The organism is Rhodococcus gannanensis (assembly GCF_042681175.1).
In the GTDB taxonomy this organism is placed as follows: Bacteria; Actinomycetota; Actinomycetes; order Mycobacteriales; family Mycobacteriaceae; genus Rhodococcus_G; species Rhodococcus_G gannanensis.
Genome location: NZ_JBHUFB010000020.1, coordinates 482,911 through 501,003 on the forward strand (window position 1 = coordinate 482,911; position 18,093 = coordinate 501,003).

22 protein-coding genes are annotated in these 18,093 nt (G+C 69.7%); 11 read left to right on the forward strand and 11 right to left on the reverse strand.

Annotated elements, in window-relative coordinates:
* Positions 1–8 precede the first annotated feature (8 nt).
* Complete coding sequence (locus ACFSJG_RS22995) at positions 9–752, forward strand: SDR family NAD(P)-dependent oxidoreductase (protein ID WP_378487543.1); 744 nt, start codon at positions 9–11, stop codon at positions 750–752.
* 2 nt (positions 753–754) lie between these two features.
* Entirely contained in the window at positions 755–1,774 is a 1,020-nt protein-coding gene (locus ACFSJG_RS23000) for a DUF2804 domain-containing protein (protein WP_378487544.1), read from the forward strand.
* A gap of 101 nt (positions 1,775–1,875) precedes the next feature.
* Here the strand turns inward: ACFSJG_RS23000 and ACFSJG_RS23005 are convergent, their stop codons facing one another.
* Positions 1,876–3,135 carry a L,D-transpeptidase gene (locus tag ACFSJG_RS23005; RefSeq protein WP_417716671.1) on the reverse strand — a complete coding sequence of 420 codons (1,260 nt, stop codon included), beginning with the start codon at positions 3,133–3,135 and terminating at the stop codon, positions 1,876–1,878.
* A 69-nt stretch (positions 3,136–3,204) separates the two neighbouring features.
* Positions 3,205–4,317, reverse strand: coding sequence for a UDP-N-acetylmuramate dehydrogenase (locus ACFSJG_RS23010; RefSeq protein WP_378487546.1), 1,113 nt, complete (start codon positions 4,315–4,317; stop codon positions 3,205–3,207).
* Between ACFSJG_RS23010 and ACFSJG_RS23015 the strand changes: the two genes are divergently transcribed.
* The 4 genes from ACFSJG_RS23015 (at position 4,316) to ACFSJG_RS23030 (ending at position 6,775) form a co-directional block, all read left to right on the forward strand.
* The gene (locus ACFSJG_RS23015; RefSeq protein ID WP_378487547.1) at positions 4,316–4,819 is read left to right on the forward strand and encodes a DUF2505 domain-containing protein; all 504 of its coding nucleotides are present in this window, start codon (positions 4,316–4,318) and stop codon (positions 4,817–4,819) included. The genes ACFSJG_RS23010 and ACFSJG_RS23015 overlap by 2 nt on opposite strands.
* A gap of 27 nt (positions 4,820–4,846) precedes the next feature.
* Positions 4,847–5,353 carry a DUF2505 domain-containing protein gene (locus tag ACFSJG_RS23020; protein ID WP_378487548.1) on the forward strand — a complete coding sequence of 169 codons (507 nt, stop codon included), beginning with the start codon at positions 4,847–4,849 and terminating at the stop codon, positions 5,351–5,353.
* Between the two features lie 99 nt (positions 5,354–5,452).
* Positions 5,453–5,953 carry a DUF2505 domain-containing protein gene (locus tag ACFSJG_RS23025; RefSeq protein ID WP_378487549.1) on the forward strand — a complete coding sequence of 167 codons (501 nt, stop codon included), beginning with the start codon at positions 5,453–5,455 and terminating at the stop codon, positions 5,951–5,953.
* A gap of 36 nt (positions 5,954–5,989) precedes the next feature.
* Positions 5,990–6,775 (forward strand): class I SAM-dependent methyltransferase, encoded by a 786-nt coding sequence (locus tag ACFSJG_RS23030; protein ID WP_378487550.1) that lies wholly within the window; start codon positions 5,990–5,992, stop codon positions 6,773–6,775.
* A gap of 30 nt (positions 6,776–6,805) precedes the next feature.
* On the opposite strand, the gene ACFSJG_RS23035 is transcribed toward ACFSJG_RS23030, so the two are convergent.
* Positions 6,806–7,399, reverse strand: coding sequence for a type IV toxin-antitoxin system AbiEi family antitoxin domain-containing protein (locus ACFSJG_RS23035; RefSeq protein ID WP_378487551.1), 594 nt, complete (start codon positions 7,397–7,399; stop codon positions 6,806–6,808).
* A 121-nt stretch (positions 7,400–7,520) separates the two neighbouring features.
* Here ACFSJG_RS23035 and ACFSJG_RS23040 point away from each other — a divergent pair, with 121 nt between their 5' ends.
* Positions 7,521–8,291 carry an LmeA family phospholipid-binding protein gene (locus ACFSJG_RS23040; protein WP_378487552.1) on the forward strand — a complete coding sequence of 257 codons (771 nt, stop codon included), beginning with the start codon at positions 7,521–7,523 and terminating at the stop codon, positions 8,289–8,291.
* Positions 8,292–8,358: 67 nt separating this feature from the next.
* On the opposite strand, the gene ACFSJG_RS23045 is transcribed toward ACFSJG_RS23040, so the two are convergent.
* The gene (locus ACFSJG_RS23045) at positions 8,359–8,637 is read right to left on the reverse strand and encodes a zinc ribbon domain-containing protein (protein ID WP_378487553.1); all 279 of its coding nucleotides are present in this window, start codon (positions 8,635–8,637) and stop codon (positions 8,359–8,361) included.
* Positions 8,638–8,647: 10 nt separating this feature from the next.
* Positions 8,648–9,310, reverse strand: coding sequence for a deoxyribose-phosphate aldolase (deoC, locus tag ACFSJG_RS23050; RefSeq protein WP_378487554.1), 663 nt, complete (start codon positions 9,308–9,310; stop codon positions 8,648–8,650).
* Between the two features lie 98 nt (positions 9,311–9,408).
* Between deoC and ACFSJG_RS23055 the strand changes: the two genes are divergently transcribed.
* The 3 genes from ACFSJG_RS23055 to purU all read left to right on the forward strand — a co-directional run bounded on the left by ACFSJG_RS23055 (position 9,409) and on the right by purU (position 11,825).
* Positions 9,409–9,933: a GNAT family N-acetyltransferase gene (locus ACFSJG_RS23055; RefSeq protein ID WP_378487555.1), complete on the forward strand. Its 525-nt coding sequence runs from the start codon at positions 9,409–9,411 to the stop codon at positions 9,931–9,933.
* Positions 9,934–9,981: 48 nt separating this feature from the next.
* A complete protein-coding gene (locus ACFSJG_RS23060) occupies positions 9,982–10,872 on the forward strand; it encodes a class I SAM-dependent methyltransferase (RefSeq protein WP_378487556.1) in 891 nt (296 codons plus the stop codon).
* Positions 10,873–10,937: 65 nt separating this feature from the next.
* Positions 10,938–11,825, forward strand: coding sequence for a formyltetrahydrofolate deformylase (gene purU / locus ACFSJG_RS23065; RefSeq protein WP_378487557.1), 888 nt, complete (start codon positions 10,938–10,940; stop codon positions 11,823–11,825).
* A gap of 39 nt (positions 11,826–11,864) precedes the next feature.
* On the opposite strand, the gene ACFSJG_RS23070 is transcribed toward purU, so the two are convergent.
* The 6 genes from ACFSJG_RS23070 to ACFSJG_RS23095 all read right to left on the reverse strand — a co-directional run bounded on the left by ACFSJG_RS23070 (position 11,865) and on the right by ACFSJG_RS23095 (position 17,033).
* Complete coding sequence (locus tag ACFSJG_RS23070) at positions 11,865–12,875, reverse strand: alpha/beta fold hydrolase (RefSeq protein WP_378487558.1); 1,011 nt, start codon at positions 12,873–12,875, stop codon at positions 11,865–11,867.
* 32 nt (positions 12,876–12,907) lie between these two features.
* Entirely contained in the window at positions 12,908–13,825 is a 918-nt protein-coding gene (locus tag ACFSJG_RS23075) for an AurF N-oxygenase family protein (RefSeq protein ID WP_378487559.1), read from the reverse strand.
* Between the two features lie 129 nt (positions 13,826–13,954).
* A complete protein-coding gene (locus ACFSJG_RS23080) occupies positions 13,955–14,248 on the reverse strand; it encodes a DUF2516 family protein (protein WP_378487560.1) in 294 nt (97 codons plus the stop codon).
* A 104-nt stretch (positions 14,249–14,352) separates the two neighbouring features.
* Positions 14,353–15,255, reverse strand: a complete 903-nt coding sequence (locus ACFSJG_RS23085) for a heparin-binding hemagglutinin (RefSeq protein WP_378487561.1) — start codon at positions 15,253–15,255, stop codon at positions 14,353–14,355.
* Positions 15,252–15,686: a helix-turn-helix domain-containing protein gene (locus ACFSJG_RS23090; RefSeq protein ID WP_378487562.1), complete on the reverse strand. Its 435-nt coding sequence runs from the start codon at positions 15,684–15,686 to the stop codon at positions 15,252–15,254. The genes ACFSJG_RS23085 and ACFSJG_RS23090 overlap by 4 nt, the downstream gene beginning before the upstream one ends.
* 84 nt (positions 15,687–15,770) lie before the next feature.
* The gene (locus tag ACFSJG_RS23095; RefSeq protein ID WP_378487927.1) at positions 15,771–17,033 is read right to left on the reverse strand and encodes a DUF445 domain-containing protein; all 1,263 of its coding nucleotides are present in this window, start codon (positions 17,031–17,033) and stop codon (positions 15,771–15,773) included.
* A gap of 149 nt (positions 17,034–17,182) precedes the next feature.
* Between ACFSJG_RS23095 and ACFSJG_RS23100 the strand changes: the two genes are divergently transcribed.
* Positions 17,183–17,938 carry a TetR/AcrR family transcriptional regulator gene (locus ACFSJG_RS23100; RefSeq protein ID WP_378487563.1) on the forward strand — a complete coding sequence of 252 codons (756 nt, stop codon included), beginning with the start codon at positions 17,183–17,185 and terminating at the stop codon, positions 17,936–17,938.
* The last annotated feature ends 155 nt before the right edge of the window (positions 17,939–18,093 follow it).

Consider the following 18,093-nt stretch of genomic DNA (forward strand, 5'->3'; position numbering starts at 1 on the left):
CTGAGGACATGACCATTTCGCCTGATGCACTAGTCGCCGTCGTCACCGGAGCGAGCTCGGGAATCGGCGAGGCGACCGCCCGGACACTGGCCGCGCAGGGCTTCCACGTCGTCGTCGGTGCCCGTCGCCTCGACCGCCTCGAACGCCTGGCCAACGACATCGGCGGCACGGCCCTCGAACTCGACGTCACCGACGAGGACTCCGTCGACGCGTTCGCCGCCGTCGTGCCACGGGTCGACGTGCTGGTCAACAACGCAGGCGGCGCCAAGGGGCTGGCGTCCGTCCTCGACGCCGACCTCGACGACTGGCGGTGGATGTGGGAGACCAACGTCCTCGGCACCCTGCGCGTCACCCGCGCCCTGCTGCCCAAGCTGATCGACTCCGGCGACGGGCTGATCGTCACCATCACCTCGGTCGCGGCACTCGAGGCCTACGACAACGGATCCGGCTACACCTCCGCGAAGCATGCCCAGGCCGTGCTGCACCGGACGTTGCGCGGCGAACTGCTCGGACTGCCCGTGCGGCTCACCGAGATCGCACCGGGCGCCGTCGAGACGGAGTTCTCGCTCGTCCGGTTCGACGGCGACGAGGACCGCGCCGCGAAGGTGTACGAGGGCATCACGCCGCTGGTCGCGGCGGACGTCGCCGAGGTGATCGGGTTCGTCGCGTCCCGGCCGTCGCACGTGAATCTCGACCAGATCGTCATGAAACCTCGCGACCAGGCGTCCGCCGGCCGCTTCTCGCGCCGATAGCCGTGCGGCGCGAACTGACACCGGGCGACCTCCTCGACGGTCACGGCCGGCTCGCCCAGCCCGGCTGGGCACGCTCCGAGGTGCGCCGGTACGACCGCAGCGCCGTCGCGGCGAACCGGCTCCGGATCAAGGAGTGGGACTACTACTGCGTCCTCACGCCCGATCACGGGCTGGCGCTGACCGTCGCGGACAACGGGTACATGGGCCTGCTGGGGGTGTCCTGGCTGGACTTCGCGGCTCGCACCGAGACCACCGAGAACGTCATGACACCGTTCCCGCTGGGTCGCCTTCGACTGCCGGCGAGCGCCGACACCGGCGACGTCCGCGCCGAGCACCGCGGACTGCTGCTCGAGTACCGGCACACCGCCGCGGGCCGCATCCTCACCGTCGACCATCCCCGCTTCGGAAACGGCCGCGGTTTGCGGGGCGAACTCGTCCTCGCGCAGCCGGCGATGGACCGGATGGTGATCGCGACCCCGTTCCCGGATGCGCCGAAGGCGTTCTACTACAACCAGAAGATCAACTGCCTGCCCGCGAGCGGCGAGATCACCGTCGGCGAGGACACCGTCCGATTCGAACCCGACTCCGCCTTCGGCGTCTTCGACTGGGGCCGCGGCGTCTGGACGTACGACAACACCTGGTACTGGGGATCGGCGTCCGGCGTCGTCGACGGGAAGCCGTTCGGGTTCAACATCGGCCACGGGTTCGGCGACACCTCCGCGGCCACCGAGAACATCGTGTTCTCGGGCGGGGTCGGCCACAAACTAGACGAGGTGACGTTCCACCTGCCCGCCGGCACCTACGACGGTGCCGACTGGACCTTCACGAGCAACGATCGACGCTTCGAGATGACGTTCACGCCGATTCTCGACCGCGCCGCCACGACCGACCTGAAGATCCTCGCGTCCGTCCAGCACCAGGTGTTCGGCCGCTACTCGGGGCACGTCGTCCTCGACGACGGCAGCCGCGTCGAGATTCACGACCTGCTCGGATTCGCCGAGCAGGTCCGCAACAAGTGGTAGCGCCGATCGCCTGAAGGCGGCCCCGTCAATCGGCTGAACGTGGCGTTCATGCGCCCCATCCGCATGAACGCCACATTCAGCCACCAGTCGCAGTGGGCCCGTCAGCGGGTGGGGAGGGCGGCGGGTGTGCCGCCGTCGCCCGACGCGGTGGTGCCGGCGTCCGAGTCGGGCAGCGCCGACATCGACTGCCACGTCGACCAGTCGATCGCCCAGTCGTAGATGTCGCCGTCGGCGGCGGACAGGTCGAGTCGAGTGCCGGTGACCTCGACCGGGTCGCCGTACATCGCCGTCCCGAAGTACTCCTCCGCATCGGACAACGACAGGTTGATGCAACCGTTGGTGACGTTCGCCGACCCCTGTACGCCGGTGGTCGCCGGGTTCGCGTGGATGAACTCGCCGTTGTTCGAGATCCGGACCGCCCAGCGCTCCCGGACGTTCTCGTAGTACGGCGGGTTCGACATCAGGAAGTCCTCGTGCTTCTCGGTGACGACGTGGACGCCGCTGCGCGTGACGTTGCGGTCCTCGTTGCCCTCGCCGTAGCTGACGGGAATGTCCATGATCGTGGCGCCGTCGCGGATCACCTTCATCCGGTGGCTGGTGGCGTCGGCCTTGACGATCTGGCTGCGCCCGACGGTGAAGTCGAGGGTGAAGTCGGACTCGCCGTAGGCACCGTCGCCGTAGTCCACGCCGTACAGATTCCCCGCGACGTGCACGGTCGTGCCCGGCGTCCAGTAGTCCCGGGGACGCCAGTGCACGCGGGAGCCGCCGTCGTCGGGCAGCCAGGCCCACGACCCGACCGTCTGCGGGGTGGTGGTGACGGTCAGGGCCTTCTCGACCGCGGCCTTGTCGGCGACCGGCGCATCGAACTTGAGGATGATCGGTGCGGCGATGCCGACCTCCTGCCCGTCGGCGATGTAGGTGGTGACCGAGGTGACCGAATCCGGGTCGACGGTGGTGAACGTGCCGTCCACGGGCGAGGTGTCCCCGGACGCGCCGACCGCGGTCCCGGACCATGTGTACGTGGCGCCGTAGCCGAGCGGCTCGGTGATCGTGTAGCTACTCCGATCCGCCGACAGCGTGCCCTGCACGACCTTGCCGGACGGACTGGTGAGGGCGACGTCCTGCAGGGTGCCGCCGGACGCGGTCACGCTGACGGGATCTCGAGGGGAGACGTCCGTCGATCCGACGGCCGGCTCCTGGGTGACGGAGACGTCGGGATCCTGCTCCGACTGCGAGACCGGCGTTGCGGTGCCGCCCGTGGAGCAGCCCGCAACCAGCGCGATCAGCGCGGTCAGCAGCGCGGCGAGGACGAGCGCCGCCCGACCGCGTGTCTTGTTTGTCTGTTTACCCTGTACAGCCACGCACTCCACGGTACCGACGCCACACGTGTGCTCGGCGTCACAAGCTGGGGATACCCCGACCGACGGGGCTCAGACGGCGCAGCCGACCGTCACCGGCTCCGGCTCGAGTCGCACCCCGAACACGTCCTGCACCCCGGCGCGGACCTCGCGCGCGAGGGCCAGCACATCCCCGGCGACCGCGGAGCCACGGTTGGTCAGCGCCAACGTGTGCTTCGTCGACAACCGGGCCGCGGAACCCGGACCGGGATGGCCTTTCTCGAATCCCGCGCGCTCGATCAACCAGCCCGCCGACAGCTTCGTGCCGCCGTCCGCCGGGAATCGGGGCACGGGTGCGTCGCCCACCCGCGCCGAGATCGCGGCCAGCACTTCGGGGAGCCGCTCGTCCGGAACGACGGGATTCGTGAAGAACGACCCGGCGCTCCAGGTGTCGTGGTCGGTGTCGTCGAGGACCATTCCCTTGCCCGCGCGCAGTCGCAGGACCGTCTCACGCACCTGCGCCGCGGGCTGCCGCTCCCCTTCCTCCGCGCCGAGCGCGGCGGCGAGTTCGCGGTAGCGCAGGGGCGCGCTCAGGCCGTCCTCGGTGGCGTCGAACTCGACGGCGAGGACGACGGCGGTGTCTGTGTGTTTGAGAGTGCTGGTGCGGTAGCCGAGCCCGAGTTCGTCGGGCAGCGCCCAGCGCACCTCACCGCTCGCGCGATCGAGGAGCTGAACCCGCCGCAGCAGCGACGACACCTCGACGCCGTAGGCGCCGACGTTCTGCACCGGCGTCGCACCGGCGGATCCCGGAATGCCGGACAGGCATTCGAGGCCGCCGAGCCCGGCCGCCACCGACCGCGCGACGACCTCGTCCCAGACCGCGCCCGCCTCGGCGGCGACGACCGAACCGTCGAAGCGGATCGTGTCGTTCGCGACCCGGACCACGACAGCGTCCACGCCGGCGTCGTCAACGAGCAGGTTCGAGCCGCCCCCGAGGATCAGCAAGGGCACGTCGGCCGCATCGAGAGCGCGGACGACGGAGACGAGGGTGTCGGTGGAGCGGCAGGTCAGCATCGCGTGCGCCGGTCCACCGACCCGCAGCGTCGTCAGCCGCGACATCGGCGCGTCCACGTCCAGTTCGGCGCCGTATTCGGCCGCCACGTCCTTCGCTACCCGCACGAGTTCACACGGTAGCGTGCCGAACATGGCACGCCGCATCCCGCATTCGGTCGGTTATCCACAGTCGGTCACCAGCGTGCACGCCGCGCTGACCGACGAACGGTACTGGCGTGAGCGGATCGCCGAGGTCGGCGGCGACAACGCGCGCCTCGACACGCTCGAGATCGGCGACGGCACGGTGTCCGTCGAGATGGAGCAGGCGATCCCCGCCGAGCACCTGCCGTCGATGGTGACCAAGATCCGGCCGGGTGACCTGCAGATCGTCCGCACCGAATCGTGGGGGCCGCTGGTCGGCGAACGCGCCACCGGCGCGGTCACCGCGCGGGTGACCGGGATGCCGGGCGAACTGACCGGCACCGTGACCCTGTCCGCCTCCGGGACCGGGTCGATCGTCGAGCTCGACGGCGAGGTGCTGGTGCCGCTGCCGCTGATCGGCGGGCGGATCGAGGCGGTCATCGCAGAGCGGATCACGGAGATCTTCAACCACGAGGACGAGTTCACCGCGCGCTGGCTCAGCAGCCGTGGGTGACGGCGCGAACATGTAATCTGCCCCACTATGTCACGCCGAATCGAACTCACCCTGACCTACAACGCACCCGCGGCGGCCGTCCACAGCGCGCTGACCAACCGCGACTTCTGGCTGCAGCGTGTCGAGAAGAGCGCCGAGAACGGTGTCGTCCTCGACCACCTCGACGGCGGCGAGGGCACCATCGACGTCGCGATCAGCCAGGCCCTCGACAAGAGCGCGCTGCCCGGAATGGTCTCCAAGGCCGTCAAGGGCGATCTGGTGCTCACCCGCGGCGAAGCCTGGGGTCCGTTCGAGAACGGCCAGGCCACCGGCACCTTCACCGTCTCGACCACCGGCCTGCCGATCACCGCGAACGGCACCGCCGTACTCGCCGACGCCGGCCAGCAGTCGACGCTGACGCTTCAGGGCGAGGTCGAGGTCGCTATCAAGCTCATCGGCGGCGCGATCGAGGGCATGGTCGCCGACCAGGTCATCGGCCCCCTCCTGCAGCGCGACCAGACGGCCACCGAGGAGTGGGTCGCGGCGAACGCCTGATCCGACACGCCCGACGGATCGGGGCCGGCTGCGCCCGGGTGGGCGCAGCCGGCCCGATCCGTTGTGGCCGAGACGTGCCGAGCCGGTAGCCTGCCGGTCATGGCTCGACGCATCGACTACTCCGCTCGCTACACGCATTCGACGGCGGAGGTGTACGCCGCGCTGTCCAACCGGGACTACTGGGAGGCGCGGATGATCGAGCTCCGGAAGTTCTCGGACAACGAGGTCGAGTCCTTCGAGGTGACCGACGACGGCATCGACCTGGTCTTCAATCACCTCATTCCCCGCAGCGCGCTGCCCGACGCCGCGCAGTCCGTGATGAAGAAGGACATGGTCATCACCCGCCGCGAGCACTACAGCGCGTTCGAAGAAACCGTGACCGGTACGTACAGCGCCTCGATCCCCGCGGGACCGGGCAGCCTCACCGGCACCATGTCGCTGTTCGCCACCGATTCCGGGTCCACGCTCCGGACGTCCTCGGAGGCGAAGGTGTTCATCCCGTTCATCGGCGGCAAGCTCGAGCAGATGATGCTCGTCAACGTCGTCGACCTGCTGCGCACCGAGGCGCGGGTCACCGCGGACTGGCTCGCGGAGCAGTAGCCTCGCCGGGACGTCCGACATGAACCGACCCCCGGCATGAACCGCGCAGCCAGACCCGACGGCGTCATCACGCGCGGGACCACCGGAATCAACCGGCTGCGGCGCAGCGACCGCTGGCTGATGCACCGCCCACAGGTCGTCGACCTCCTCCGCTCCGCTGCCGACCCGCTGGTCGTCGACCTCGGCTACGGCGCGCGCCCCGACACCACGTTCGAGCTGGCCGACCGGTTGCGGACCGTACGGCCGGACCTGCGGGTGGTCGGCCTCGAGATCGACCCCGACCGCGTCGTCCCGGGCCGCGACGGCGTCAGCTTCGCCCGCGGTGGATTCGAACTCGCGGGGCTTCGTCCGGTTCTGGTGCGGGCCTTCAACGTTCTGCGCCAGTATCCGGAGGACGCGGTCGACGGGGCCTGGGCGAAGATCCGGTCGGCGCTCGCACCGGACGGACTGTTCGTGGACGGCACCTGCGACGAACGCGGTCGGCGCTGCGCGTGGGTACTTCTGGACGCGCAGGGTCCACTGTCGCTGACGCTGGCGTGGGATCCGTTCGACGTGGACCGGCCCGGTGACGTGGCCGAGCGCCTGCCGAAGGCGCTGATTCACCGCAACGTCCCCGGGGAGGGCGTGCACGCACTGCTGCTGGCCGCCGACCGGGCGTGGGCGACCGCGGCCCCGCACGCCGCGTTCGGCCCGCGGGTGCGGTGGCGGGCCACCCTGGACCTCCTGCGGGCGGAGGGGATTCCGGTCGAGGTGTCGCGGCGCCGACTACGGGACAACGTGCTGACGGTGCCCTGGTCGCTGGTCGCGCCGATCGCCGACTGACCGGCCCGATTCAGGTCACCCGAGCGACCGTCACGCCCAGGCCGACAGCGCTCGACGGAGTCTCTGCCGGACGCGCGGCGTGCTGCCGTCCGAACCGGCCTCGACCTCTGCTCGGCCGAGCCGCCCGATCGCGAGGCCGTCGCCGACCACCTCGTCGAGCACCCACTGCGACACACCGCCCTCGGCGAGGTCGAGGACGGTGCGGAGCGGGGTGGTGATCCGGAACGCCCCGGTGTGTTCGGTGTCGCCGAGCTCGAGGTCGTTGTGGTGCACCGCGACACGGTCGAGCCGCAGGTGCGCCTCCTCGGCCGCGGTCACGTGCAGGAAGCTCGGATGCAGGTGACCGAGCCCGTGGAGTTCCGCGGCGCTCTGGTGCGAGACGACCGCTCCGTTGAGGCGGACGCAGCAGCGGGCCACCTCGTCGAGGTCGCCGGCTCGCCACGGGGCGAGCCGGAACAGGCCGGGGTCGGGCTGGGACCAACTGCCGGAGACGACGGCGTCCGCCATCTCCTCGGCCGAGTATCCGCACGATCGCGCCTGACCGGCGGTGAAGTAGCCGTCCTGCACCCCGGCGCGCTCGCGGAGAGCGCGTTCCCGTAGCTCGGTCTCACGGATCTCGTCCATTCCGACAGAGTACGGCCAAACTGTGTCATACGTCACATATGCGTCCGCGTGGCGAATTCCACACACTTTCATCGGGTTCGTTCTCAGAACCGACTCAGGAATCTGGGGAAGAATCCGTCCAATGGCTTCCACCGCATCCGCCCCCACCGCGAGCGCTCGACCGAAGCGCAGTCGCGCCCTGATCGTCATCGTGGTCGTGATCGTCGCCCTCGCCGCCGTGCTGATCGGTGGCGAGTTCTACGTCCGCAACAATGTGAAACAGTGCATGGCGGACCAGTTCGAAAGCCAGCTCGGATCCCAGGTGGACGTCGGGCTCAGTGCGAAGCCCGTGCTGTTGCAGGCCATCGACAAGAACGTCCCGCACATCACCATCGACAGCGACGACTCCAGCTTCGGACCCGCGAAGGACATGAAGGTCCACGCGCGCGTCGACGACATCGACCTCACCAGCAGCGACACCTCCGGCGGCACGATCGGCAGCTCCTCCGCCGACATCGACTGGTCGTCCGACGGGATCGCGGCCACGATCGCGGCCCAGCCGTTCGGCACCCTGGTCACCGGCGTGACCACCGATCCGACCGCGGGAACGATCAGGTTCGCGGTGCTCGGCAATCTCGCCGAGCTGACGGTGCAGCCGACGATCTCGAACGGCGTCGTGAACGTGGAGACCGTCGGCGCGGAACTGTTCGGGCTGGGCCTGCCCACCGATCTGGTCAGCGGCGTCGTCGACATCCTGACCAGCAGCCTGCAGACCTTCCCGCTCGGCATGACCGCGCAGTCACTGACCGTCACCGACACCGGCCTCCAGCTGTCGCTGTCCGGCGGCGCGTTCACCCTGCCCGCCCCCGAGCCCGGCGCACAGCCCGTCGAGGGCTGCTCGGTCCTGATTTGACGTCCTCCCCGGCCTGAAGGCCAGAGATTCCTACCAGCGCCGGCGGCGCTCTCGGTGGGTTCCTGTTTCATCGAGTCATGCTCCCCGCCCAAGCGGGAAGACTTACCGTCTCTCCGCAGGCGTTTCGCCTCTCCGCCCGTCCGGCGGCGAGGATGTTTCGTGCAGCATTCAGGTCGCGGTCGTGCACCACCCCACACGAGCAGGACCATTCCCGCACCGACAACGGTTTCGGCCCATCGACCCGCCCGCACACCGAGCAGGTCTGCGAGGCCGGGAACCACCGGTCCACCTTGACGAAGTCCCGCCCATACCGGGTGGCCTTCTCCTCAAGCAGCCGGGTGAACAACCCCCGGCCGTCAGTCGGGGAACCCGTCGAGTACCGCGCGGGTCCCCGAAAGCCCGAGCCGCGTGGCGCCTGACTCGATCATCTCGCGGGCGGCGTCCGCGGTGCGGATGCCGCCGCTGGCCTTGATCCCCAGCCGGCCGCCGACGGTCTGCGCCATCAGCCGGACCGCCGACGTCGTGGCACCGCCGGCCGGATGGAACCCGGTGGACGTCTTGACGAAGTCCGCGCCCGCCCGCTCCGCCGCGAGGCAGCACTCGACGATCGCCTCGTCGCCGAGCGCCGCGGTTTCGAGGATCACCTTGAGGACGGTCGCGTCCGCCAAGCCGCCACGCACGGTCAGGATGTCGGCGAGCACCGCGTTGAAGTCGCCTGCCACGGCGGCACCGACGTCGATCACCATGTCGACCTCGTCGGCGCCCTGCTGCTCCGCGAGCCGCGCCTCGGATCCCTTGACCAGCGAATGGTGTTTGCCGGACGGGAATCCCGCGACGACGGCGACCTTCTGCGCACCGGCCCGCAGCGGCAGCATCGACGGGGACACGCAGACCGCGTAGACGCCGAGCTCGGCGGCCTCCGCGATCAGCGCGGCGACGTCGGCGGGTGTCGCCTCGGGCTTGAGGAGGGTGTGATCGACCATCGCGGCGACCGCTGCGCGGGTGAGGGTGTCGGGCATGGGTCGAGCTTGGCACAGCGCGCCGCCTGCCCGGCGGAGGAGACACGGGCGGACAATCCGGTTGCCGAGACCGCGGCGGTGCGTCGACACTGACGGCCATGCTGATCCGCCGCGAACGCCCCGCCGACGCCGATGCCGTCGCCACCGTGCACCGTCTCGCCTTCGCGCACGAGACACCGCCCGGGGCCACCGAACCGGTGGAGGTGGCACTGGTGACCGCGCTGCGCGACTCGGACGCCTGGATCCCGGCCCTGTCGCTGGTCGCCGAGGACGCGACGGGACGCGTCGTCGGGCACGTCTGCCTGACCCGGGCGAGCGTCGGCCCTCACCCGGTCCTCGCGCTCGGCCCGATCGGGGTGCTTCCCGACCGCCAGCACGCCGGCGTCGGGGCCGCGCTGATGCACGCCTGCCTCGGCGGTGCCGACGCCCTCGGCGAGACGCTCGTCGGACTGCTCGGCCACCTCGACTACTACCCGCGCTTCGGGTTCGTCCCCGGCGCCACGCTGTCGATCGACCCGGGAATCGCGGAGTGGGTCAGCCACTTCCAGGTGCGCCCCCTCTCCGCCCACACGGCGGAGGTACAGGGCGAATTCCGCTACGCGCAACCGTTCTACGAGCTCTGACGACCGCTGCGGTAAACAGTGCGCGCCCTCCGGGGCTACCCTTACGGCATGAGCGACTCCGCCGACGTGGCGGCACGGCACACAGCGGTTCTCACGGGCGCCGCCGAGGATCCCGGCGGTGCCACCGAGGCTCTCGGCCAGGTGTTCGACGCCGGTGCCCGGGAGTTCGACAGACTGACCCCGACGGTGTGGGGGCCGGCCGGTCAGTCGCTCGCGTTCCAGTTGCGGTTGCGGCCCGGTGACACGGTGCTCGACGTGTGCTGCGGCGCGGGAGCGTCGGCGATTCCGGCCGCCGCCGCGGTGGGACCGACGGGCCTCGTCCACGCCGTCGACGTCGCCGACGACCTGCTCGAACTCGGCAGGGTGACAGCCTCCGACCGCGCCCTGCGCAACATCGACTTCGTGCGAGCCGACGCGACGCGCTGGGAGCCGCCGAGCGACGTCCCACTCGGTCGGTACGACGTGCTGTCCTGCTCCTACGGCATCTTCTTCCTGCCGCACCCGAACATGGCGACGGCGCGACTGCTGCGACTGCTGCGTCCGGTCTCCCGAGTGGGGGTGACGGTGTGGCGACGCGGCGCGCTCGAGGACGTCACCGGCGCCTACTTCGAGGCCGTCGCCCGGCACGTGCCGGACGCGTCGCGCCCGATCCGCCCGTCCGCCCTGGCGGACCTCGACACCCCGGACGCGCTGCGCGCCTGGCTGTCCCGGTTCGGCGCGGCGTCCGTCGAGGTCAACGAACTGTCGAACCTGATTCCCCTGTCACCGGAGTTCGCCTGGGACCTGGTACTCGGCAGCGCGCTGCGGGCGCCACTGATGTCGCTGACAGACGACGTGGTGGAGGCGGTGCGGCTCGAGTACCTCGCGCTGCTCACCGAACGGGACGTCGAGGTCGTGGACGCGGGAACGCTGGTGGCGACGGCCGTGGTGGTGCGGTAGCCGACCGGTAGCGGTTTCCCGCGGTCCGGGCTCCGGCGCTCGATGCACCTGACAGACTGTCGGACATGAGTACGCCCTCCCGTGACGACGACCGTCGCTATGTCCTCACCCTCGGCACCCCCGACCGGACCGGCATCGTGGCCCGCATCTCGACCTTCCTCGCCGAGGTCGGCGGTTCCATCGTCGAGGCCGCCTACCACGCCGATCAGGACTCGGGCTGGTTCTTCACGCGGCAGGCGGTGCGGGCCTCCTCGATCGGGCTGAGCCTGGAGGAGCTGCGGGACCGGTTCGCGTCGGTCGCGGCCGAGCTGGGCCCGGAGACGGACTGGACGCTGCACGACACCGGCATGCGCAAGCGCATCGTCCTGCTGGTCAGCAAGGAGGGCCACTGCCTGCACGACCTGCTGGGCCGGGTGGCGGGCGGTGAGCTGGCCGTGGACGTCGCCGCGGTGATCGGCAATCATCCCGATCTCGAAGAGGTCACCCGCAGGCACGGCATCGACTTCCACTACGTGTCGTTCCCGAAGGATCCCGCCGAGCGCGGGCCCGCCTTCGAGCAGGTGCGCAAACTCGTCGACGTGCACGATCCGCACGCGGTGGTGCTGGCCCGGTTCATGCAGGTGCTGCCGCCGGAACTGTGCGAGCACTGGGCGGGGCGCGCGATCAACATCCACCACAGCTTCCTGCCGTCGTTCGTCGGAGCACGCCCCTACCACCAGGCGTTCACCCGCGGTGTGAAGCTGATCGGCGCCACCTGCCACTACGTGACCGCAGAGCTGGACGCCGGCCCGATCATCGAGCAGGACGTGATCCGGGTCGACCACTCCGACGAGGTGCGTGACATGGTCCGGCTCGGCCGCGACATAGAGAAGCTGGTCCTGGCCCGTGGACTGCGCTGGCATCTCGAGGACCGCGTCCTCGTCCACGGGCGCAAGACCGTCGTCTTCAGCTGACCCGGAGGTCCTGCCGGTCCGGACACGGACCGGCAAGGTTCACAAACTCCGCAGTCGCCGGATCTCGGCGTTGACCTCGGCTGCCGCTTCGATGGTCGACATGTGCCCGATCCCGGGCAGCCGGATCAGCCGGGCGAGGTGGTCGTGCGCGTCGAGCCGGTCTGCCATCCGCACCGAGTGCACGGGCGGGGTGAGCCGGTCGGCGTCCCCGACGACGACGGTGGTCGGCACGACGAGGTTGTCGAGCGCCTCGGCGACGTTCAGCTCGCTGAGGGCGCGGCCCCAGCCGGCACGGGTCGCGGGTGCGCACTGGTGGACGATCGTGGAGGTGAACGCCACCTCCTCGCGGGTGGATCCCGGCGCCAGCGCGACGTACTGCAGCGCTCGACGAGTCAACGGCGTCTCCACCATCGGTACCGCGGCGCCGAGCACGGCACGCGCGACGGGAATCGGCAGCGGCGGGATGCCGATGCGCTTCGGGATGACCGCGAGCTCGGAGACGAGCCGATCGGCGCCGGTGCTCGCGAGCATGACCGCGCTGACCTTCTCCGCCACGCGATCCGGGTGCCTCAGTGCCCACGACATCACGGACATCCCGCCCATGCTGTGACCGACGACGACGGCCTTGGTGCCGTCGGGGACGGTCGCCGACAGGACCGCGTCGAGGTCGTCACCGAGCATCGCCGGTGTCGGGGCCGCGGCGCCCAGCTCACTGCGGCCGTGGCCGCGCTGGTCGTACGCGATCACTCGGTAGTTCTCGGCGAACTCGTTGATCTGCGGGAACCACATCATCGTCGAGCACGTCCAGCCGTGCGCGAAGACGATGGGCGGCGCGGTCGGGTCGCCGTAGGCGAGGACGTGGATGCGGTGCCCGTCCGCGGACACGACGGACAGCTCCTCGGGATGCGAAACCGGGTCGGCGAGAGCGGGATTCGGACCGGCTGCGAGGAGACCGGCCACGGACTTGCGGCGGCGGAGTGCCGTCGCGGCACCGGCGACCGCGGCAACCGCGACCGTTCCCAGGAGGATGCGTCGTGACGATGAGCGCACTGATGGACCTTTCGAGATGGTGGAACGGGACGTCAGATGATGTGGGCGCGGCGCAGCAGCACCGTGGACGGGCCGCCGATCAGGCCGATCCCGTCGAGGAACTCGATGGTCTTCGCGCAGCCCTGGCGGAGCATGTCGTGGTAGTGCCGGTTCGATGCCGCGGCGGCGCGCGCCTGCTTCGGGTCGAGTCCGGCCGCCGCGTACACCTTCGGGTTGACCAGGCTGGTCACGACGAAGTACGCGGTGACGCCGAGGGCGAGGCGGATACGCGCCCGGGTGAAGGCGGAGGCGTTCGCGACCCGGCGCGTCGCCTCCTCGCGCGCGAACTTGATGTGCCGCGCCTCCTCCGTGACGTGGATCCGGCTGACCGTGCGGGTGATCGGCTGGACGCGTTCGTCCCGCATGAAGTCGCGCTGCATCATGTCGAGGATCTCCTCGGCGAACAGCGTGCCGCCGTACGCGAGTGATCCGGTCGCGGTCGCCTTGAACAGCCGTGCGGACTGCCTGATCCACGGTCGCGGCTGGTACGACGGGATCCCGAACTTGGTCGCGGATCGCGCGAACATCACCGAGTGCCTGCACTCGTCGGCGATCTCGGTGAGCGCGAACTGGAAGTGCGCGGAGGCCGGGTCGTGGCTGTAGACGTCACGCAGGAGCATCTGCATGAGGATCATCTCGAACCAGATCCCGGTGCCCGCGATGCTGGCGGCCTCGTGTTTGGTGAGGGTGATCCGCTGCTCCTCGGTCATCGACTCCCAGAGGTCGGTGCCGTAGAGACTGCACCACTCGGGGGTCATGCCGTAGAGGTCGGGCGGTATCGGCGCGTCCCAGTCGACCTCGACGAGCGGGTCGTACGATTTGCGGGCGGCGGAGGCGAGCAGGCGCGAGGCCGTTTCCTGACGGGTCCCGACCCGTTCCCGAGGGGGCCGGCCGGTGTGGTCGATCGACATGACGCCGCTCCTCGCCGAGTGCCTGCGGGTGGGCGCGGACGATGTCCGGACCCACGCGAACACCTCAACAATGCGTCGTTCGGATACCCATTGTCAACGGTATCTGTGACTTTGATTCTCAGTCACTGGTCACCAGCGTGGACCACGCTGGATCTCGTCCACCCGGGGTCGCACGTCGACCAGGTACACACCGATGGCGACCACCGCCACCAGGCCGAACAGCTGCACGACATCGAACAGGAACACCACCAGCACCGCGACCGCGAGGATGCCGACCCAGATGGGCTTGCTCAGCTTGTCCACGGCGGTGAAGGCGTCCGCACGCTGCCGGGCCGCGTGGAACAGCGCAAAGGCTCCCGCGGCGAGGGCGAGCAACTGAAGCGCGCGCAGGATCAGGTCGGTCAGGGAGTAGGCGGTGCTCACCGGTCCATCCTAACGAGCATCCGCGCGCAGGATCGGCTGCGACGCCGACACGTCGGCCCCCGGGCAGCGGACTGCACGGGGGCCGACGGGCAACGATCGGACTCTCAGGCGCCGGTCGACTTGGGGGCCGCCTTCTTGGCGGGCGCCTTCGTCGCGGCCGTCTTGGTGGCCGGCTTCGCGGCGCTCTTGGCCGGGGCAGTCTTCGCCGGAGCGCTCTTGGCCGGAGCCTTCTTGGCGGGCGCCTTGGCCGCGGGCTTGGCCGGGGCCGGCTTCGCCGGAGCGGTCACCTTCGGAGCGGCAGCGGCAACCTTGGTCGCGGCGGTCTCCGTGGTCGCCTCGGCCTTCTCACCGGCACCGACGAACCGGCTCGCGACCTGCTCGCCGGCGTCCGACACGGCATCGGAGACCTCGTCGGCGACGTCGCTGATCTTCTCGGCGGCGCGACCCGCGAGCTTTGCGGCCTGCTCGCCGACGGCGCGCGTCTGGCGCGCCACGGTCCCGAGAGCCTCCTCGGTCAGCGTCGCGGCGTCGCCGAGGACCGACTCGGCGCGGTCGAAGCCCTCCTCGAGCGCGGGCTGCTTGCGGATCCGCTCGACGGTCTCCTCACCGCGCTCGGCGAGCGAGGTGTAGATGTCGGCGGCGACCTTCAGGTACGCCTCCGCCACCTTGCGGAGCTCCTCGGCGGTGAACTTCTCGCGGAGGTCGGCGAGTTCCTCGGGCAGCTCGGCGGGCAGGCCGGCGAGCCGCTCCCGCAGCGACTCGACGCCCTCGGTCAGGTCGCCGGTCAGCTTGTCGAGACGCTCACGCGCAGCATCGACCGTGATGTCGCCGGAGAGCTTGTCGAAACGCTCGCGAGCGGCGTCGACGGTGAGGTCGTCACCGGCGGCGACGGCACGCTCGCGGACCTGGGCGACGATGTCGGCGACGGCCTGCACGACGACGTCACCGGCCCCGACCGCGGCGAAGATCGGCGTCTTGACGGTGTCGAAACCCTTGAGATCAGTCATGTGGATTCTCCTGTTTCCTCGGGTTGGGATTCCGTTCTCGGCGCGTTCTCACGTCGGAACGATTCGTAGATTTCGAGGAGCACCTGTTTCTGGCGCTCCGTGAGGTCGGTGTCGGCGAGCAGCGCGTCCCGCACCGGGCCTCCGACCCGCTGCTCGAGCAGACCTGCCCGCACGAGCAGCACCTCCGAAGACATGCGGAGGCCCTTGGCGATCTGGCCGAGCACCTCGGCGGACGGCTTGCGCAATCCGCGCTCGATCTGGCTGAGGTACGGATTGCTGACCCCCGCCAGCTGCGACAGTTGACGCAGGGACACCTCCGCGGCTTCACGTTGCGACTTGATGAAGCTGCCGATGTCCTGCGCGGCGGACGTGACCACCCGTGCCGCAACGTCGCCGGCACTGTCTCCGGTCGACCGGGTGTCCTCACTCAAAGCCCGCTCCCTACCCCTGTGTGCGACATCCACGCTACGACAGGGTGCTAACTATTGCAAGCACCCTGTTAGCACCGACGGGCGTCAGCCGAACAGCAGATGCGAGATCGTGTAGATCACCAGGCCGGCGAGCGCACCGACCACCGTGCCGTTGATCCGGATGAACTGCAGGTCCCGGCCGACCTGGAGTTCGATCTTGCGGCTCGCCTCCTCGGCGTCCCACCGCTCGACCGTCTCGGTGATGATCCCGGTGATCTCACCCCGGTAGTTGACGCTGACGTAGCGCACCGCGGTGTCCAGCCAGCCGTCGACCTTCGCCCGGAGTTCCGCGTCGTCGCGCAACCGCTCACCGAGCCGCATCACGGTGTCCCGCGTCCGCGACCGGAGCGCACTGTTCGGGTCGTCCGCCGATTCGAGGATCATCCGCTTGGCGACCTTCCACGCGGCCTCCGCGGCCCCGGTCACCTCCTTGCGGCCCATCAGCTCGGACTTGATCTTCTCCGCCTTCGCCATCGTCGCGGGATCGTGCTGCAGGTCCTGCGCGAAGTCGATCAGGAACCGGTTCGCCGCCAGCCGTACCTCGTGCTCGGGGTCGGACCGGACCTTCCACGTGAAATCGACGAGTTCCCGGTGGATCCGCTCGCCGAGGAGCAGGTCCACGAACTTCGGCGACCAGGACGGGCTGTCCCGGTCGATGATCCGGTCGATGGTCTCTTGGCTGCCGAGCGCCCACTGGTGGGCGCGCTCGGCGAGCATGTCCAGCAGCGGCAGCTGACGGTTCTCCGCGAGCAGCTCGGCGAGCACCTTGCCGATCGGCGGGCCCCACGCCGGTTCCGCGATCCGGCGCACGATCGTGTTGTCGATGATCTGCTGCACGTCCTCGTCCCGCAGCACCTCGACGAACCCGCGGAGCACCGTCGCCGTCTCCGCCGCAACCCGCTCGGCGTGCGCGGGATCGGCGAGCCACGTCCCCAGCCGCAGGGGCACCTGTGCTGCCCGCACCTTCTGCGACACCACCTCGGGAGCGAGGAAGTTCTCCCCCACGAAGCTGCCGAGGCTGGACCCGAGCTGGTCCTTTTTCCTCTTGATGATCGCGGTGTGCGGGATCTTCAGTCCCAGCGGATGCCGGAACAGCGCGGTCACCGCGAACCAGTCGGCGAGCGCACCGACCATCGCGGCCTCGGACGCCGCGCGGACGTACCCGACCCATGCGCCCGCACCGACGGACTCCTGCCATCGCGCCAGCAGGAAGACGATCGTCGCGAAAACGAGAAATCCGGTCGCGATCGCCTTCATTCGGCGCAAGTCGCGCCGCTTGACGGCGTCGTCGACACCCAGCAACTGCATCACCCGCTCAATTGTGCCGAATCCTCGCGCGGTACCGGGTTGCGCCGGGTCGTGGACACGCCTTCCACCCGCACCGGCGATCACATCGAGCAGGGCCGCCCACCGTAAGCTGACCTGAGGATCGATCTGGAACGGATGTGGCGAGAACAGTGCCGAAGAAGACAGCGACCGACCTCGACACCAACGAGGTCGACGACAACACGGGCGTCACCACGCCCGGCGCGAAGCCCGACAAGACCGACGGCCGCAAACGGCGATGGCGCGAGCACAAGATCGCCCGCCGGGAGGAACTGGTGGACGGCACTCTGGCCGCCATCCGCATCCGCGGTCGGGATGTCGGCATGGACGAGATCGCCTCCGAGATCGGCGTGTCGAAGACCGTCCTGTACCGGTACTTCAACGACAAGAGCGATCTGACCAGCGCCACCATGACGCGCTGGGTCGAGACGGTGCTCGCGCCGCGGATGTACGCCGCGATCGGCGCCGACATGGACGAGTACGAGCTGACGCGGGTGGCCATCACCGCCTACGTCGAGACCGTGTCCGAGGACACCGAGGTCTACCTCTACGTGATGGCGAACAGCTCGGGCGCCAACCGCGACGTGGTCGCCGAGTCGGAACGCATGATCGCGGAGGCGCTCTCGGCGGTCCTCGGGCTGAAGCTGCGCCAGATGGAGATGGATTCGGGCGGCGCCCTGCCGTGGGCGTACGGGATCGTCGGTGCCGTCCAGTTGGCCACGCACTGGTGGATCTCGAACAGGTCGATGACCGCGAACGACCTGATCGACTATCTGACGATGATGACCTGGGGCGGAGTCACCGGCATCGCGGCCGTCGCAGCGTCGCCGGCCCGGTTCAAGTCGATGCCGCACCCGCTGCTGCCCGACCGGCCGGAAGCGCTGTAGGGCGTGTCTTCCGATCCCGCTCGGATGCACCTGGCGAATCAATCGTCGTCCGGGAAGGCGGAGGAGAAGCCGATACCGGGGTTGTATCGGCGCCGACGACAACGCAGCCGGGCGGCGATTGAACGCCAGGGGCGCCGCAAGGGGATTGGGAGACA

Coding starts and splice junctions, on each gene's coding strand:
- ACFSJG_RS22995 (WP_378487543.1), top strand. CDS start 9: ATGACCATTTCGCCTGATGCACTAGTCGCCGTCGTCACCGGAGCGAGC.
- ACFSJG_RS23015 (WP_378487547.1), top strand. CDS start 4,316: ATGGCACGCCGCATCCCGCATTCGGTCGGTTATCCACAGTCGGTCACC.
- ACFSJG_RS23010 (WP_378487546.1), bottom strand. CDS start 4,317: ATGTTCGGCACGCTACCGTGTGAACTCGTGCGGGTAGCGAAGGACGTG.
- ACFSJG_RS23020 (WP_378487548.1), top strand. CDS start 4,847: ATGTCACGCCGAATCGAACTCACCCTGACCTACAACGCACCCGCGGCG.
- ACFSJG_RS23025 (WP_378487549.1), top strand. CDS start 5,453: ATGGCTCGACGCATCGACTACTCCGCTCGCTACACGCATTCGACGGCG.
- ACFSJG_RS23030 (WP_378487550.1), top strand. CDS start 5,990: ATGAACCGCGCAGCCAGACCCGACGGCGTCATCACGCGCGGGACCACC.
- ACFSJG_RS23035 (WP_378487551.1), bottom strand. CDS start 7,399: ATGGACGAGATCCGTGAGACCGAGCTACGGGAACGCGCTCTCCGCGAG.
- ACFSJG_RS23040 (WP_378487552.1), top strand. CDS start 7,521: ATGGCTTCCACCGCATCCGCCCCCACCGCGAGCGCTCGACCGAAGCGC.
- deoC (WP_378487554.1), bottom strand. CDS start 9,310: ATGCCCGACACCCTCACCCGCGCAGCGGTCGCCGCGATGGTCGATCAC.
- ACFSJG_RS23055 (WP_378487555.1), top strand. CDS start 9,409: ATGCTGATCCGCCGCGAACGCCCCGCCGACGCCGATGCCGTCGCCACC.
- ACFSJG_RS23060 (WP_378487556.1), top strand. CDS start 9,982: ATGAGCGACTCCGCCGACGTGGCGGCACGGCACACAGCGGTTCTCACG.
- purU (WP_378487557.1), top strand. CDS start 10,938: ATGAGTACGCCCTCCCGTGACGACGACCGTCGCTATGTCCTCACCCTC.
- ACFSJG_RS23075 (WP_378487559.1), bottom strand. CDS start 13,825: ATGTCGATCGACCACACCGGCCGGCCCCCTCGGGAACGGGTCGGGACC.
- ACFSJG_RS23085 (WP_378487561.1), bottom strand. CDS start 15,255: ATGACTGATCTCAAGGGTTTCGACACCGTCAAGACGCCGATCTTCGCC.
- ACFSJG_RS23095 (WP_378487927.1), bottom strand. CDS start 17,033: ATGCAGTTGCTGGGTGTCGACGACGCCGTCAAGCGGCGCGACTTGCGC.